Genomic DNA, 16,631 nt, shown 5'->3' with positions numbered 1-16,631 from the left:
GACACCTCCTAGCGGACAAGCTCAACGGTGAAGTCGTAGTAGTCAGTGCGACAGTAGGTAACGCTTAACTCGGCAGGAGTGTCGTCGGCGAGAAACCCCAGACGGGTGACCTTGAGCAGCGCTTGCCCTGGTGCTACCTGGGCCAGGGCGGCCAGCTCGGCATCGGCATTGACCGCCGTCACCTGCTGGCGCGCGCGGACGATCGGCGTACCGGCATCCTCCAGCCAGCGGTAGAGGGACACGTCCACATCCATGGGGTTGGGCAACACCGTGACCGGCAGGCAGCTTTCTTCGACCGCCATCACCACATCGTCGGCAAGGCGCAGACGCTTGAGCCGTGACACCTGGGCGTTGCTGGACAGCCCGAGGCGAAGGTTCTCCTCACTGCCGGGCTGGCAACGCTCACGTGCGATCCACTCCGAGCGAGGCTGAAACCCCCGCCTGGTCAACATCTCGCTGAAGCTGGTCAGGCGCGTCAGAGACTGGTCCATGCTAGGCCGGATAAAGGTGCCAGAACCGCGATCCCGTCGAATCAGGCCCGTCGTTTCCAGCTGATCAAGGGCCTTGCGGGCGGTAATTCTGGACACACCCAGCGCTTCGGCCAGGTTGCGTTCGGATGGCAAGGCTTCGCCGGCACGCCACTCGCCTCCGCGAATCGCGGCCTCCAGCTCATTCGCCAGCTGCCGATACAGGGGGGTGGCCAGCGTTCCATCAAGTCTTAGACGATCGAATCGTGAATCCATGGCGGTCAGGTCCTCGGAGCTAATAGGACCAATATAGCTCCACATGAAGACCAATTGAATACCAATCTAGTACCACATTGGTCGAACCCTGACTGTGCATTTCACGGCGAAGGGAGATGCCACTCAACACCCCGCCCGAGGTATCCAGCAGGGCGCGAAAGGAGGCCCCTGCTCTTGTCAGCGTGTCGGCAAGGGCCGATAAGTACCCACAAGATCTTGATTTCCCGTTGTCACCGAGCAAGGGGTTTGGCCGCCGCGCGAACAATCCGTATAGTGGCCCCCTTATTCCCGCCACTCGATCGTGACCATGCTGCAGAACAACGCCTTGCTGGCTCAGCTCAAGCAACAGATCCGCGATAACACCCCCCGTGTCACGGGTGTCATCAAAGCCACCGAAAAAGGCTTCGGTTTTCTCGAAACCGATGATGGTGCGTCCTACTTTGTGCCACCTCCCGCGATGAAGAAGGTGCTGCACGGCGATCGCGTCGAGGCGGTGCTGCACGAAGAAGGTGAGCGCAAGTCGGTCGAACCCGACACCTTGATCGAAAGCAACATGGAGCGCTTCGTTGCCCGAGTGCAGCTGCGCGAGGGCCGCCTGGCGGTGGTGCCCGACCACCCGTCGATCAAGACCGCCCTCAAGGCGCGCATCAAGCGCAGCCTGGACGAAAACACCATCGGCGATGGGGACTGGGTCGTAGCACGACTGGTGCGCCACCCGCTCAAGCCGGATGACCGCGCCTTCTTCACCCAGATCGACGAACTGGTGGCCAAGACCGACGACCCCGCCGTGCCGTGGCGCGTCACCCTGGCCCGCCATGCCCTCGAGCAGGAATGCCCCGACGCCGGCACCGACTGGCCGCTACGCGACGAAGGGCTCACCCGTGAGGACCTGACCGCGGAGCCGTTCTTCACCATCGACGGCGAGAAGACCCGCGACATGGACGACGCCCTGCGCGTCGAAGTCCGCGAGGACGGCGGCTGGCGCCTGTCGGTAGCCATCGCCGACCCCACCGCCTACGTGGAGGAAGGCCACGCCGCCGACCTCGAGGCCCGCACTCGTGCCTTCACCGTCTACCTGCCGGGCCAGAACGTCACCATGCTGCCCGAGCAGCTGGCCGATGATCTGTGCTCGCTGCACGAGGGCCAGGAACGCCCGGTGCTGGCCTGTCGCCTGGACGTCAACGCCGATGGCAGCCTCGGTGACTATCAGTTCTTCGCTGCCACCGCGCGTTCACAGGCTCGCCTGGTCTACGACAACGTCTCTGACTGGCTCGAGGGCCAGGGCGAGTGGGCACCTGAAGCGTCCATCGGCGATCAGCTCAAGGCCCTGCGTGATCTGACCGAGGCACGCACTCGCTGGCGCCAGGAGCACGCCCTGGTGTTCAAGGACCGTCCCGACTATGTCTTCGACCTGGACGAGGCCGGTAACGTGCTGGCGATCCGCACCGAAGAGCGGCGCATCGCCAACCGCATGATCGAAGAATCGATGATCGCCGCCAATGCGTGCTGCGCGGCGCTGCTTGCCGACAAGGTTGGTCATGGCATCTTCAACGTCCATCGTGCCTTCGAGGACGACAAGGCCGAGGCCGCCCAGAGCTTCCTGGAGACCCAGGACATCAGCGTCGAACGTGAGGCGCTGACCGACCTGTCCCGCTACAAGGAGCTCAAGCGCGCGCTGGAAAGTCGCGATGACGCCTGGCTGGATGCCCGCCTGCGCAAGTTCCAGGGCTTCACCGCCATGTCGGCCCAGCCGGGTCCGCACTTTGGCCTGGGACTGGCCGCCTATGCCACCTGGACCTCCCCGATCCGCAAGTACGGCGACATGGTCAACCATCGCCTGATCAAGCGCGTGCTCAAGGGCGAGCAGGCCCCCAAGGAAGCCAGCATCGAGCTGACCGAACAGCTGACCGAGCGTCGTCGTCTCAACCGCCTCGCGGAACGTGACGTCAAGGATTGGCTGTACGTGCGCTACCTGACCCCGGCGGCCAAGCAGCAAGATGTGTTCGAGGCCGAGATCATCGCGATCAACCGCGGCGGCATGCGCGTGCGCCTGACCGCCAATGGCGCGACCGCCTTCGTCCCGGCTCCGCTGATGCACGCTGACCGCGACAAGGTGGTGGTGGACGACAAGGAAGGCCGCATCCAGATCGAAGGTGAAGAGCGCTTCAAGCTCGGCGACAGCGTGCGTGTCGCCCTGACCGAAGCCAAGGAAGAAACCCGCTCGCTGGTGGCCCAGCCCACCGTCTGAGCGGTTGCGCTACCCGCTAGCGGCCAGACCGTGCCGCTAGCGGGCAGGGCTATCTAGCAGGGCTATCTAGCTGAGCTATTTAGCGGGGCTATCAGACAGTCCGTATCGTGATAGAACAAAAAAACGGCGACCCTTGGGTCGCCGTTTTTTTGTTGGGCCTCAATGCGCACCGCCTCCCCCTGTCGCAGAACTGTCGCATTTCCCTCGTAGGCTCGTGGCTACAATGTCACTGCCACGGAGGCCTCCTTGCATCTCGCCGACGTCACCATGTTCCACGCGCCGTCTAGCGGCGGTGTTCGTACTTATCTGCAGGCCAAGCACCGGGTCTTTTCACGCTTTCCCGAGTGGCGCACAAGCCTGGTGGTGCCTGGCGCAGAGCGAGACAGTCTAGGGGACCACCATCAGCTGCCCTCCTTGCGTATTCCCCTGGGACAAAGCTATCGCTTTCCGCTTCGCCGCCGCCCCTGGAAAGACGCGCTCGTGGACCTGTCCCCCGACCTAATCGAGGCCGGCGATCCCTACGTGACGGCCTGGGCCGCCCTGGACGCCGGCCAGCAGCTTGGGATACCCGTGGTCGGCTTCTATCACTCGGATCTTCCACGCCTGATGGGCGATCGTTTCGGCGCCCCAGTGCGACGGCGTCTGGAGCGCTATGTGGTTAACCTCTACCAGCGTTTCGACAGCGTGCTGGCGCCCTGCCAGGCCATGGCAGACCGACTTGCCTCCTGGGGTGTCGATCGCGTACGCGTGCAACCCCTTGGGGTGGATCTGGCCACCTTCCATCCTGACAAACGGGATCCAGCATTGAGACTCAAGCTGGGCCTGGAGGCCGATAGCCGCTTGCTGGTCTTTGTGGGCAGGTTCTCCCAGGAGAAGAACATCGACATTCTGCTGGACACTGCCAAGCGCCTGGGCTCCCCCTATCACCTGCTGTTGATGGGTCCTGGCATGCCAACCCAGGTACCGTCTAACGTCAGCGTGATCAATCGCTGCGTTGGCACCCATGAAGTCGCCAGGGCCCTGGCCTCAAGCGATGCGCTGCTGCATGCGGGTACCCGCGAAACCTTCGGGCTGATCGCCCAGGAAGCGATGGCCAGCGGAATCCCGGTGGTCGGGGCACGCGCCGGGGCCTTGATCGAGAACGTTCCGCTGGGCGGCGGCATTCTGTGTCAGCCGCATTCTGCCTCGGCCATGGCCGAGGCCACCGAAGCCCTGTTCGCCAACGATCCCAAGGCCTCGGGACGCCATGCCCGGCGCTTCGTCGAACGTCAGTTCGATTGGGACAAGGTCATGCTGTCACTGCTGCACCACTATGAAGCCGTCGTCGACCCTATCGTTCCTGCCAAGCGACGCCATGGCTGAAGGGCCATCCACCGATAGCGGACTCAGGCTTGCCCAAGACGGCGCGCGTCAGTCTCCCCGACATCGCACAGGACTGCTGGTGAAGGCCGGCCTGCTGGCCCTGACCATCGTGCTCTCGCTGGTGCTGCCCTGGTGGCTGGGAGGGACTGGCACCCTGGGCGCGGTCATGGCCTTTCCCCCTGAAACGCTGTGCCTGATGGTGGCGTTGGCGATCCTCTGCTGGAATCTGAACGCGGCACGCCTGCGGCTAATGCTGAATGGCCGCGCAGGACGGCTTGGCCAGACGGGTGCCCTGGCCATCGAGATGTCGTCAAAATTCGCCCTATGCGCCACTCCGGCCGGCGGTGGCGGCGTCGCCACGCTACTGTGGCTGCTGTCGCGCCGGGGTTATCCCGCGGCTCAGGGCTCGGCGATCTTTCTGGTCGACCAGCTGGCCGACATGCTGTTCTTCAGCCTGATGCTGGGGCTGCTGGTGTCGCTGTCGCTGGGAGGAGTGGCAAGCTGGCCCCACCAGTCGCTGGTCGAGGCGGCACTGATCGGGCTCATGGTCGCACTGGCCGCTTTCACCGCCATCATCGTCTGGCTGCCGCGATGGCTTCGCTATCCGCCGCGGTTGTCCGTCATCACGGCCTGGTGGCCTGCACGCCTGTCTCCCACGCCGCGAGCAAGACGCTGGGTCGTCAGGCGCTTGCTGCGCTGTCGCCACACCCTTATGAACACACTTCAGCTGCCGCCACCGATACTCGCAGGCATCTTCCTGCTTTGCAGCCTGCACTGGCTGGCACGCTACAGCCTTCTTTATCTGGCGGTGCTCGGTGTCGGTGGCCAGGCCGACTGGGCCTGGACCTTTCTGGTCCAGATGCTGGCCATGGCCGCCAGCCAGCTCAGCGTGCTACCCGGCGGCGCCGGGGCTGCTGAAGTCAGCGTCGGCGCGCTGCTGCTGCCCGTCATGGCGCGGGAGCAAGCGGCTGCCGCAGTGATCATCTGGCGTCTGGTCAGCTATCACCTTTACCTGGTGGCCGGGGCCCCGGTCTTTGCGGTGCAGCTATCAAGCGTGTGGAAGCGTCGCCGCTAAGGCGTCAGGGCGGGCGTCAGAGCGTCAAGGCTCTCGTCCGCCGGCTCAGAGGCCTTTAGACCTCGCGATAGACCTGCACGTTAGCCCCGCACGTCAGACCAAAACGTTAGCCCCCGGACGATAGACCCGCGATCTAGCCCCGCGATCTAGCCCCGCGATCTAGCCCCGCACATTAGAGACAAGAGTCCAGGCGACATATCCGTGGAAACGCCCACAAAAAAGGCCACCCGAAGGTGGCCTTTGTGCTGACGCCTATTGTGACGCCAGGACCGCTTACCAGCCGGTCGCTTCCTTCAGGGCATCGCCGATCTGGGCGAGGGAACGCACGGTCTTGACGCCCGCCGCTTCCAGAGCCGCGAACTTCTCGTCCGCAGTGCCCTTGCCGCCAGCGATGATGGCACCAGCGTGGCCCATGCGCTTGCCCGGAGGCGCAGTCACACCTGCAATGTAGGAGACCACCGGCTTGGTGACGTGCTCCTTGATGTAGGCAGCGGCTTCTTCCTCGGCGGTACCGCCGATTTCACCGATCATGACGATGGCTTCGGTGGCCGGATCCTTCTCGAACATCTCGAGGATGTCGATGAAGTTGGAGCCCGGGATCGGGTCGCCGCCGATACCCACACAGGTGGACTGGCCGAAACCATGGTCAGTCGTCTGCTTGACCGCTTCATAGGTCAGGGTGCCGGAACGAGACACGATACCGACCTTGCCAGGCTTGTGGATGTGGCCCGGCATGATGCCGATCTTGGTCTCGCCAGGAGTGATGACACCCGGGCAGTTCGGACCGATCAGACGCACGCCCAGCTCATCGCACTTGACCTTGACGTCCAGCATGTCGAGGGTCGGGATGCCTTCGGTGATGCACACGATCAGCTTGATGCCGGCATTGGCCGCTTCCAGGATGGAATCCTTGCAGAAGGGAGCGGGCACGTAGATCACGCTGGCTTCAGCGCCGGTCTGCTCGACGGCTTCCTTGACGGTGTTGAACACCGGCAGGCCCAGGTGTTCCTGGCCGCCCTTGCCCGGGGTCACACCGCCGACCATCTTGGTGCCGTAGGCGATGGCCTGTTCGGAGTGGAAGGTCCCCTGGCCGCCAGTGAAGCCCTGGCAGATGACCTTGGTGTTCTTGTCGATCAGGATGCTCATTACTTGCCCTCCGCTGCCTTGACAACCTGCTGAGCCGCATCGGTGAGGCTCTTGGCAGCGATGATGTTCAGACCGCTGGAGGCCAGTTTCTCGGCACCCAGCTCGGCGTTGTTACCTTCCAGACGCACGACGACCGGCACGTTCACGCCGACCTGCTCGACAGCACCGATGATACCTTCGGCGATCATGTCGCAACGCACGATGCCACCGAAGATGTTGACCAGTACCGCCTGGACGCTGTCGTCGGACAGGATGATCTTGAAGGCTTCCGCCACACGTTCCTTGGTGGCACCGCCGCCCACGTCAAGGAAGTTGGCCGGCTGGCCACCGTGGAGCTTGATGATGTCCATGGTGCCCATGGCCAGACCAGCACCGTTGACCATGCAGCCAATGTTGCCTTCCAGGGCCACGTAGTTCAGGTCCCACTGGGCGGCGTTGGCTTCGCGCTCGTCTTCCTGAGACGGGTCACGCATTTCCTGCAGGTCCGGGTGGCGATACAGCGCGTTGCCATCCAGGTTGATCTTGGCGTCGAGGCAGTGCAGGTTGCCTTCGTCGGTGATCACCAGCGGGTTGATCTCGAGCAGCGCCAGGTCCTTGTCGTGGAACATCTTGGACAGGCCCAGGAAGATCTTGGTGAACTGCTTGACCTGGGCACCCTCGAGGCCCAGGGCGAAGGCCAGTTCACGCGCCTGGTACGGCTGCGCGCCAACCAGCGGATCGATCTCGGCCTTGAGAATCTTCTCAGGCGTCTCTTCGGCGACCTTCTCGATCTCGACACCACCTTCGGTGGATGCCATGAACACCACGCGGCGGGTGCCACGATCGACCACCGCGCCCAGGTAGAGCTCGTTGGCGATGTCGGTGCAGTTCTCGACCAGAATCTTGGCGACCGGCTGACCGTGTTCATCGGTCTGGAAGGTCACCAGGTTCTTGCCCAGCCACTGCTCGGCGAAGGCCTTGGCCTCGTCCGGGCTCTTGATCAGCTTGACGCCACCGGCCTTGCCGCGGCCGCCAGCGTGCACCTGGGCCTTGACGACCCACTGCTCGCCACCGATCTTCTTGCACGCCTCATAGGCTTCTTCCGGGGTGTCGCAGGCAAAGCCCTTGGAAACAGGCAGACCATAGTCGGCAAACAGCTGCTTGCCTTGATACTCGTGAAGGTTCATCGATTCATGCCATTGGTTGCATGTGACTCGAACGGCGCCCCACCCTGCCCCGCAGGATCAGTCGTGTGGGACGCCACCGACCGCCACCGATACATGGTCGGCGGCGATGCGTCGGCAACAAGCGCCGGCAAGCCTGCCAGAACTGCACAGGCTTGCCGGAGTGCGCCGGACGCTTGTTGTCTTGCTAGCGCTTCTTGCGGTTGGCGACGTGGATGGCATGGCCTTCCACTGCCAGTGCGGCTTCGTGAACCGCCTCGGACAGACTCGGGTGCGCGTAGCAGGTCAACGCCAGGTCCTCGGCACTGGAGCCGAATTCCATGGCGATCACACCCTGGGCGATCAGCTCACCGGCATGCTGGCCGACGATATGCATGCCCAGCACGCGATCGGTTTCCGCATCAGCGATGATCTTGGCCTGACCGTCGGTGGCGTTGTTGGCCATGGCACGACCGCTTGCCGCAAACGGGAAGCTGCCGGTCTTGACCTTGATGCCAGCCGCCTTGGCGTCCTGCTCGTTCATGCCGACCCACGCCACCTCGGGATGGGTGTAGATCACGCTGGGGATGGCGTCATAGTTCATCTGGGCCTTATGGCCAGCGATGACGTCAGCCACCATCACGCCCTCTTCAGAGGCCTTGTGGGCCAGCATCGGGCCACGCACGCAGTCGCCGATGGCGAAAACGCCCGGCACGCTGGTGCGGCACTGATCGTCGACGTGAATGAAACCACGCTGATCCAGCTCGACGCCCAGGCCATCAGCGACCACGCCCTTGGTGTAAGGACGACGGCCGACGCAGACAATCAGCTTGTCGAAGGTCAGTTCCTTCTCGCCTTCATTGTCTTCGTACTTGACGACCACTTCCTCGCCCTTGACCTCGGAGCCAGTCACGCGAGCATTCAGCTTGATATCCAGGCCCTGCTTCTTGAGCAGTTTCTGGGTTTCCTTGCCGATGGCGGAGTCGACCATGGGCAGGAAGCTGTCGAGCGCTTCCAGCACGGTCACGTCGGAACCCAGACGGCTCCATACGCTACCGAGCTCGAGGCCAATGACGCCGGCACCGATCACGCCAAGACGCTTGGGCACGTCCTGGAATTCGAGCGCGCCGGTGGAGTCGACGATCAGGCCTTCGGTCAGCGGTGTCGGCGGAATCTCTACCGGCACGGAGCCAGCGGCGATCACGATGTTATCAGCTTCGACGGTGCTGGTGCCGCCGTCCTTGTCAGTGACCTCGACCTTGTTCTTGGCCACGACCTTGCCGGTCCCTTCGATGGCAGTCACGCCATTGGCCTTGAACAGTCCGGAGATACCGCCGGTCAGCTGCTTAACGATCTTGTCCTTGCGGGCCATCATCTTGGACACGTCCATGGTGACGTCGCCCGCCTGGATACCCATGTCGTCGAAGTCATGCTTGGCTTCGACGTACTTGTGGGACGCCTCGAGCAGCGCCTTGGACGGAATACAGCCCACGTTCAGGCAGGTACCGCCGTGCACTACCTTGCCTTCCTTGCCGATCCACTTCTCGACGCAGGCAGTCTTCAGACCCAGCTGGGCAGCACGGATGGCGGCCACGTAGCCCCCCGGGCCCGCGCCAATGACGATCACATCATACTTGTCGGCCATGTTGGCTCCTGTTCGTTCTGTGTGCAGAGGCTCTGCAATAAATCCCTGTCACTGCCAATCAGGTCAGATTTCCAGCAGCAGACGCGCCGGATCCTCGAGCAGCTCCTTGATGGTGACCAGGAACTGCACCGCGTCCTTGCCATCGATCATACGGTGGTCATAAGACAGCGCGAGGTACATCATCGGGCGAATCTCGACCTTGCCGTTGACCGCCATCGGGCGCTCCTGAATCTTGTGCATACCGAGGATCGCGGTCTGCGGGGGATTCAGGATCGGCGTGGACATGAGCGAGCCGAAGATGCCGCCGTTGGTGATGGTGAAGGTGCCGCCCTGCATGTCTTCAATGCCCAGCTTGCCTTCGCGACCACGCTTGCCGAAGTCGACAATGCCTTTCTCGACGTCGGCGATCTTCATGCTGTCGGTGTCACGCAGCACCGGCACCACCAGGCCACGATCGGTGGATACGGCCACGCCGATATCCTGGTAGCCGTGGTAGACGATGTCATCGCCGTCGATGGACGCATTGACGTCCGGGAAGCGCTTGAGCGCCTCGGAGGCCGCCTTGACGAAGAAGCCCATGAAGCCAAGCTTGACGTCGTGGGCCTTCAGGAAGGTGTCCTTGTACTGCGAGCGCAGCTCCATCACCGCACCCATGTCCACCTCGTTGTAGGTGGTCAGCATGGCAGCGGTCTGCTGGGCCTGGACCAGACGCTTGGCAATGGTCTTGCGCAGGCGCGTCATCGGCACGCGCTTCTCGGGGCGCTCGCCCTCGACGGCAGGTGCTGCCGCACTGGCGGCGGCCTTCTTGGCCGGCGCTGACTTCTTGGCACTGCCTTCCTTGACCGCCTTGAGCACGTCTTCCTTGAGCACGCGACCGTCCTTGCCGGTACCCGTGATCGCGCTGACATCAAGGTCGTGCTCGGCGATCAGCTTGCGCGCCGCCGGTGCCACGATCTTGTCGCCCACCTGCTCGTCGCTGCCACCGTCATCGGCACTGGCCTTCGGAGCCTGCTTGTCAGCGGTCGGAGCGGCACCACCAGCGCCGACTTCGAAGATCGCCAGCACGGCTTCCGACTCGACGGTGCCGCCTTCCTCGACCTTGATCTCGGCGAGCGCGCCATCTTCCGGTGCGACCACTTCCAGCACGACCTTGTCAGTCTCGATCTCGGCCAGCACTTCATCGCGCTTGACCGCTTCACCGACCTTCTTGGTCCAGCTCGCTACGGTGCCTTCCTGAACAGATTCAGGGAAGCTCGGCGCCTTGACGTCACGCTTCTCACCACCGCCCTTGGGAGCTTCTTGCGCGTCGCCCTTTTCAGCCGGCTTGGCCTCTGACTTCTGCTCGGCGCTGCCGCCGCCTTCACCGATGCGGCCCAGCACTTGCTCGGACTCTACCGTGTCGCCTTCTTCCACCAGCACTTCGGACAGGGTGCCAGCTTCCACCGCCACAACCTCGAGCACGACCTTGTCGGTCTCGATCTCGACGATCAGCTCGTCACGCTCGACGCTGTCACCGGGCTTCTTGTGCCAGGTGCCCACGGTGCCCTCGGCAACGGATTCCGGAAAGGATGGTGCCTTGATCTCGGTAGCCATGTCGTATCCTTAATGTTCTCTCTCTTCCCGATGGTCGCCTTAGAGATTGAAGGCGTCTTCCACCAGTTGGCGCTGCTGTTCGGTATGTACGGACATGTAGCCCGCCGCGGGTGCCGCTGACGCCGGCCGTCCAGCAAACTTCAGCTGGGAGCCCAGACCGTCCTTGAGCGAGTCGGCAACGACACGCAGGTTGTGCTGCATGGAGTACCAGGCACCCTGGTTGAGGGGCTCTTCCTGACACCAGACGATATCGGTGACGTTGGAGTACTCCTTGAGCGTTTCGATCAGCTCTTCCTTGGGGAAGGGGTAGAGCTGCTCGACACGAACAATCGCCACGTCGTCGCGCAGGTTCTCCTCGCGCCAGTTGGCCAGGTCGTAGTAGACCTTGCCGGCACACATGATGATCCGCTCGACCTTGTCGGCATCACGCTGCCCCTGATCCGGCAGCACCATGTTGAAGCTGCCTTCGGCCAGTTCTTCCAGGCTCGAGGTCGCTTCCTTGTGGCGCAGCAGGCTCTTCGGCGACATCACCACCAGCGGCTTGCGCAGCGGGCGAATCACCTGGCGACGCAGCAGGTGGAAGATCTGGGCCGGCGTGGTCGGGACACAGACCTGCATGTTGTGCTCGGCACACAGCTGCAAGAAGCGCTCGAGACGTGCTGACGAGTGCTCAGGCCCCTGCCCTTCAAAGCCGTGAGGCAGCAGCATGGTCAGGCCACACAGACGTCCCCACTTGGTCTCGCCAGAGGAGATGAACTGGTCGACCACGACCTGGGCACCGTTGAAGAAGTCACCGAACTGAGCTTCCCAGATGACCAGCGCATTCGGCATGGTCGTCGAGTAGCCATACTCGAAGGCCAGCACCGCTTCCTCGGAGAGGAAGGAGTCGTGAATGGTGAAGCGCGGCTGACCGTCTGCCATGTGCTGAAGCGGCACATGGGTGGAGCCATCCTTCTGGTTGTGAATCACCGCGTGACGGTGAGAGAAGGTGCCACGCCCCACGTCCTGACCGGTCAGACGGATCGGATGGCCCTGATCCAGCAGCGTCGCGTAGGCCAGAGTCTCGGCAAAGCCCCAGTTCATGGCCATGCCACCGCCCTGCATCTTGCGGCGGTCTTCGTAGATCTTGGCGACCTGACGCTGCACCTTCACACCGTCCGGAATCTCGCACATCTTGGCGGCGAGCTGCTTCAGTCGCTTCATGTCGAAACTGGTATCGGCGTGCCCGGTCCACTCATGACCCAGGTACGGCTTCCAGTCGACAAACAGCGAGGTGTTGGGTTCCTGCACCAGCGCATTGGCCACGTGATTGCCAGCGACCAGGTCATCACGGTACTTCTCGACCACGGCCTTGGCGTCGTCTTCGGACAGCACGCCCTGCTTCACCAGACGGTCGGCGTAGAGGGCACGAGAAGACGGATGATCCTTGATCTTCTGGTACATCATCGGCTGAGTGCCGGAGGGCTCATCCGCTTCGTTGTGCCCGCGACGACGGTAGCAGACCAGGTCGATGACCACGTCCTTCTTGAACTGCTGACGATAGTCCAGTGCCACCTGGGTCACGTGGAGCACCGCGTCGGGATCGTCACCGTTCACGTGCAGAATCGGGGCCTGCACCATCTTGGCGATATCGGTGCAGTACTCGGTGGAGCGTGCATCTTCCGGGTGGGACGTGGTGAAGCCCACCTGGTTGTTGATGACGATATGCACCGTGCCGCCAGTCTTGTAGGCGCGGGTCTGGGACATCTGGAATGTCTCCATCACCACACCCTGGCCAGCGAAGGCCGCGTCACCGTGAACGTTGATCGGCAGCACCTTGCCACCGTCAAGGTCATCACGACGATCCTGGCGAGCACGCACGGAGCCTTCCACCACTGGCGCCACGATCTCGAGGTGCGAGGGGTTGAAGGACATCGCCAGGTGAACTTCGCCACCAGGCGTCATCACGTTGGAGCTGAAGCCCTGGTGGTACTTGACGTCGCCGGAGCCGCGTTCAATCAGCTTCTTGCCGTCGAACTCGTCGATCAGCTCACCCGGGTTCTTGCCGAGAATATTGACCAGCACGTTCAGGCGGCCACGGTGGGCCATGCCGATGACGACTTCCTTGGTGCCGTAGCTTCCGGCGCGCTGGATCAGTTCGTCCATCATCGGGATGAAGGTCTCGCCACCCTCGAGGCCGAAGCGCTTGGTGCCGGGGTACTTGGAGGCCAGGTAGCTCTCCAGACCTTCGGCGGCTGTCAGACGCTCGAAGAGCTGCTTGCGGCGGTCATCACCAAAGTCTGGCGCAGAGCGCACGGACTCGAAACGCTGCTGCAGCCAGCGCTTCTCTTCCGTATCGACGATGTGCATGAACTCGCAGCCGATCGCGCGGCAATAGGTGCGATCCAAGGCATCGACGATTTCCTTGAGCGTTGCCTGCTCCTTGCCCAGGAAGAAGGACCCGGTCTGGAACTCGGTGTCGAGGTCGGCCTTCGACAGCTGGTGGAACGCAAGATCCAGATCCGGCACCGGCTTGGCATCGCGCAGCCCCAAGGGGTCGATGTCGGCCTTCTGGTGACCACGGAATCGGTAGGCGTTGATCAGCTGCAGGACCTTGACCTGCTTGCGGCTTTCTTCGCTGTCGGCAGTCGCTGCGCTGGCCACCGCGGTGCGGCGCTCGCGGCCCAGCTGATAGAACTGATCACGGATCGGTGAGAGGGGGGTCTCGTCGGACGGGGCGCCTTCCTGGCGGGACAACTCGTCGAAGTAGTCGCGCCATTCATCGGGGACGGCGCTGGGGTCGTCGAGGTACTGCTCGTAGAGCGCTTCCACGTAGTGGACGTTGCTGCCCGTCACGTGAGAGGAGCGCCACATCAACTCCATTATGCCTTGTTGCATCTCTCGGTCACCCTGCACTGATGGGGTGGTAGTGGGCTCGATGCTAATCCGTACCGCGGGCGTGCTGTCACAGGACATCTAGCGCGATGCCCTGCCCTTCATCACCCATGGCACTGACTATCAGCGAGCGCCCTGGTGGTTCTGCCGCGACCTGCCGGCCGTCGGTCTCTCTGCCTTGCGGTCTTGCTTCATGCTCAAAAGCCGGTGCCCATGGCACCGGCTCTTGACGCTGTCATCCGCGGGCGCGACATCGTGTCGCGCCCGCGAACCGGGACATGATAACAAGCCCGGCGCCACGTTTTAAGTGGCATTCGCGAGCAACATCTCGCGGATCTTGCCGATCGCCCGAGTGGGGTTAAGCCCTTTAGGGCACACCGCCACACAGTTCATGATGCCGCGGCAGCGGAACACGGAGAACGGGTCCTCGAGCTCGGACAGACGCTGCTGGGTGGCCGTATCGCGCGAGTCAGCCAGGAAGCGGTAGGACTGCAGCAGACCCGCAGGACCAACGAACTTCTCCGGGTTCCACCAGAACGACGGGCAGGAGGTCGAGCAGCAGGCGCACAGGATGCACTCGTAGAGACCGTCGAGCTTGTCGCGCTCTTCGGGGGCCTGCAGACGCTCGATCGCCGGCGCCGGCGTATCGTTCTGAAGGTACGGCTGAATCTTCTCGTACTGCTTGTAGAACAGCGCCATATCGACCACCAGGTCACGAATGACCGGCAGCCCAGGCAGCGGGCGCAGTACCAGCTTGTTGTTCTTGACCACTTCAGACAGCGGCGTGATGCAGGCCAGGCCGTTCTTGCCGTTCATGTTCATGCCGTCGCTGCCGCAGACGCCTTCACGGCAGCTGCGACGGAAGGCGACAGAGCTGTCGTCTTCCTTGATCAGCTCGAGCAGGTTCAACACCATCAGGTCACGACCCTGGGTGTCGACCTCGAACTCCTGCATGTAGGGTGCGGAGTCGGTTTCCGGATTGTAGCGGTACAGGGATACCTGAAGCTTTGACATGCTGACTCCCCCTTAGTAGGTGCGGATTTTCGGCTCGAACTTGTCCATGGTCTTCGGCGCAAAGTTGACGTCGCGCTGACCGACGCGCTTGTCGCCGGGGAAGAACATGGAATGCTTGAGCCAGTTGGCGTCGTCGCGATCCGGATAGTCGTAACGCGAGTGTGCGCCGCGGCTTTCCTTACGCTCCAGGGCAGCGATGGCGGTGGCTTCAGCCACTTCCATCAAGTTGTCCAGCTCCAGCGCCTCGACGCGTGCGGTATTGAACGCATGCGACTTGTCCGCCAGGTGAGCGTTGGCAATACGGCCGCGCAGCTCCGCCAGTTTCTCCACACCCTCGACCATGTTCTTCTCTTCACGGAAGACGCCGAAGGAGTTCTGCATGATGCTCTGCAGCTCGCGCTTGAGCTCAGGCACGCTCTCACCGCCCTCGGACTCGTTCCAGCGAGTGATGCGCTTCATCGCCGTCTCGATGTCGGACTCGCGGGCATCCAGGTATTCGATACCTTCGTTCAGAGCACTCTCGATGTACATGCCCGCGGCACGCCCGAAGACCACCAGGTCCAGCAGCGAGTTGCCGCCCAGACGGTTGGCGCCGTGGACAGAAACGCAGGCAGCTTCGCCACAGGCATACAGACCGTTGATGATCTGGTCGTTGCCATCAGCATCCTGAGCAATCGCCTGACCGTGCACGTTGGTCGCGATGCCGCCCATCATGTAGTGACACGTCGGCACCACCGGAATCGGCTCCTTGGCCGGGTCCACGTGGGCGAAGGTCTTGGCCAGCTCGACGATCCCGGGAAGGCGCTTGGACAGCACTTCTTCGCCCAGGTGGTCCAGCTTGAGGAAGACGTGATCGCCGTTTTCGCCACAGCCACGTCCTTCCAGAATCTCCATGACCATGGAGCGAGCGACCACGTCACGGCCAGCCAGATCCTTGGCGTTCGGGGCGTAACGCTCCATGAAGCGCTCGCCGTCCTTGTTCACCAGGTAGCCACCCTCACCGCGACACCCTTCGGTTACCAGCACGCCTGCGCCGTGGATGCCGGTCGGGTGGAACTGCCACATTTCCATGTCCTGCATCGGCACGCCGGCACGCAGGGCCATGCCAATACCGTCGCCGGTATTGATCAGGGCATTGGTAGTGGAGGCATAGATACGGCCGGAACCACCGGTGGCCAGAACGGTCGCCTTGGACTTGACGTGCACCACTTCGCCCGTCTCGATGTCCATGGCGATACAACCCACCACGTCGCCGTTGGCGTTCTTCACCAGATCGACGGCGTACCACTCGTTGAGGAAGGTGGTGTTGTTTTTCAGATTGTTCTGATACAGCGTATGCAGCAGAGCGTGTCCAGTACGGTCGGCAGCGGCACAGGTACGTGCTGCCTGGCCACCCTCGCCGAAGTTCTTGGACTGACCGCCAAACGGGCGCTGGTAGATACGACCGTTGTCAAAACGGGAGAACGGCAGGCCCATGTGCTCAAGCTCGAACACCGCCTTCGGCCCTTCGGAACACATGTACTCCGCGGCGTCCTGGTCGGTGATGTAGTCCCCCCCCTTGACGGTGTCATACATATGCCAGCGCCAATCGTCATTGGGATCGGCAGAAGCGATGGCACAGGTGATACCCCCCTGGGCGGACACGGTGTGCGAACGGGTCGGAAAGACCTTGGACAGCACCGCGGTCTTCTTGCCGGACTTGGCCAGCTCCAGTGCGGCACGCAGGCCAGCACCACCGCCACCGATGATGATGGCGTCAAAGGTCAAACTACGCATGGTTGACATGTAA

At 62.7% G+C, this 16,631-nt stretch carries 11 protein-coding genes; 3 read left to right on the top strand and 8 right to left on the bottom strand.

All coding sequences use genetic code 11. The features are described 5' to 3' along the window. Window positions 1–8 precede the first annotated feature (8 nt). Entirely contained in the window at window positions 9–743 is a 735-nt protein-coding gene (locus KUV72_RS17860; RefSeq protein ID WP_206944413.1) for a GntR family transcriptional regulator, read from the bottom strand. Window positions 744–1,050: 307 nt separating this feature from the next. Here KUV72_RS17860 and KUV72_RS17855 point away from each other — a divergent pair, with 307 nt between their 5' ends. From KUV72_RS17855 to KUV72_RS17845, 3 genes are all read left to right on the top strand, one after another. Further along, entirely contained in the window at window positions 1,051–2,991 is a 1,941-nt protein-coding gene (locus tag KUV72_RS17855) for an exoribonuclease II (RefSeq protein WP_222164252.1), read from the top strand. A gap of 246 nt (window positions 2,992–3,237) precedes the next feature. Beyond that, window positions 3,238–4,353 carry a glycosyltransferase gene (locus KUV72_RS17850; RefSeq protein ID WP_222239275.1) on the top strand — a complete coding sequence of 372 codons (1,116 nt, stop codon included), beginning with the start codon at window positions 3,238–3,240 and terminating at the stop codon, window positions 4,351–4,353. Then, window positions 4,346–5,428, top strand: coding sequence for a YbhN family protein (locus KUV72_RS17845; RefSeq protein WP_222239274.1), 1,083 nt, complete (start codon window positions 4,346–4,348; stop codon window positions 5,426–5,428). The genes KUV72_RS17850 and KUV72_RS17845 overlap by 8 nt, the downstream gene beginning before the upstream one ends. A gap of 273 nt (window positions 5,429–5,701) precedes the next feature. On the opposite strand, the gene sucD is transcribed toward KUV72_RS17845, so the two are convergent. From sucD to sdhA, 7 genes are all read right to left on the bottom strand, one after another. Next, a complete protein-coding gene (sucD, locus tag KUV72_RS17840) occupies window positions 5,702–6,574 on the bottom strand; it encodes a succinate--CoA ligase subunit alpha (RefSeq protein WP_206944421.1) in 873 nt (290 codons plus the stop codon). Next, on the bottom strand, window positions 6,574–7,740 hold the full coding sequence (gene sucC, locus KUV72_RS17835; protein ID WP_206944423.1) for an ADP-forming succinate--CoA ligase subunit beta: 1,167 nt from the start codon (window positions 7,738–7,740) through the stop codon (window positions 6,574–6,576). The genes sucD and sucC overlap by 1 nt, the downstream gene beginning before the upstream one ends. A 184-nt stretch (window positions 7,741–7,924) precedes the next feature. Continuing rightward, window positions 7,925–9,361, bottom strand: coding sequence for a dihydrolipoyl dehydrogenase (lpdA, locus tag KUV72_RS17830; protein ID WP_206944425.1), 1,437 nt, complete (start codon window positions 9,359–9,361; stop codon window positions 7,925–7,927). Between the two features lie 63 nt (window positions 9,362–9,424). Continuing rightward, entirely contained in the window at window positions 9,425–10,954 is a 1,530-nt protein-coding gene (odhB, locus tag KUV72_RS17825) for a 2-oxoglutarate dehydrogenase complex dihydrolipoyllysine-residue succinyltransferase (RefSeq protein ID WP_222239273.1), read from the bottom strand. A gap of 39 nt (window positions 10,955–10,993) precedes the next feature. Then, window positions 10,994–13,831: a 2-oxoglutarate dehydrogenase E1 component gene (locus tag KUV72_RS17820; RefSeq protein ID WP_206944429.1), complete on the bottom strand. Its 2,838-nt coding sequence runs from the start codon at window positions 13,829–13,831 to the stop codon at window positions 10,994–10,996. Window positions 13,832–14,131: 300 nt separating this feature from the next. Beyond that, the gene (locus tag KUV72_RS17815; RefSeq protein ID WP_206944431.1) at window positions 14,132–14,842 is read right to left on the bottom strand and encodes a succinate dehydrogenase iron-sulfur subunit; all 711 of its coding nucleotides are present in this window, start codon (window positions 14,840–14,842) and stop codon (window positions 14,132–14,134) included. A 12-nt stretch (window positions 14,843–14,854) separates the two neighbouring features. Next, a complete protein-coding gene (gene sdhA / locus KUV72_RS17810; RefSeq protein WP_206944433.1) occupies window positions 14,855–16,627 on the bottom strand; it encodes a succinate dehydrogenase flavoprotein subunit in 1,773 nt (590 codons plus the stop codon). Window positions 16,628–16,631 lie beyond the last annotated feature (4 nt).

The organism is Halomonas sp. DP4Y7-1 (assembly GCF_019800705.1).
GTDB classification, from domain to species: domain Bacteria; phylum Pseudomonadota; class Gammaproteobacteria; order Pseudomonadales; family Halomonadaceae; genus Halomonas; species Halomonas litopenaei_A.
Note: the sequence above shows the minus strand (reverse complement) of the source record. Positions and strands in the feature narration are given on the sequence as shown.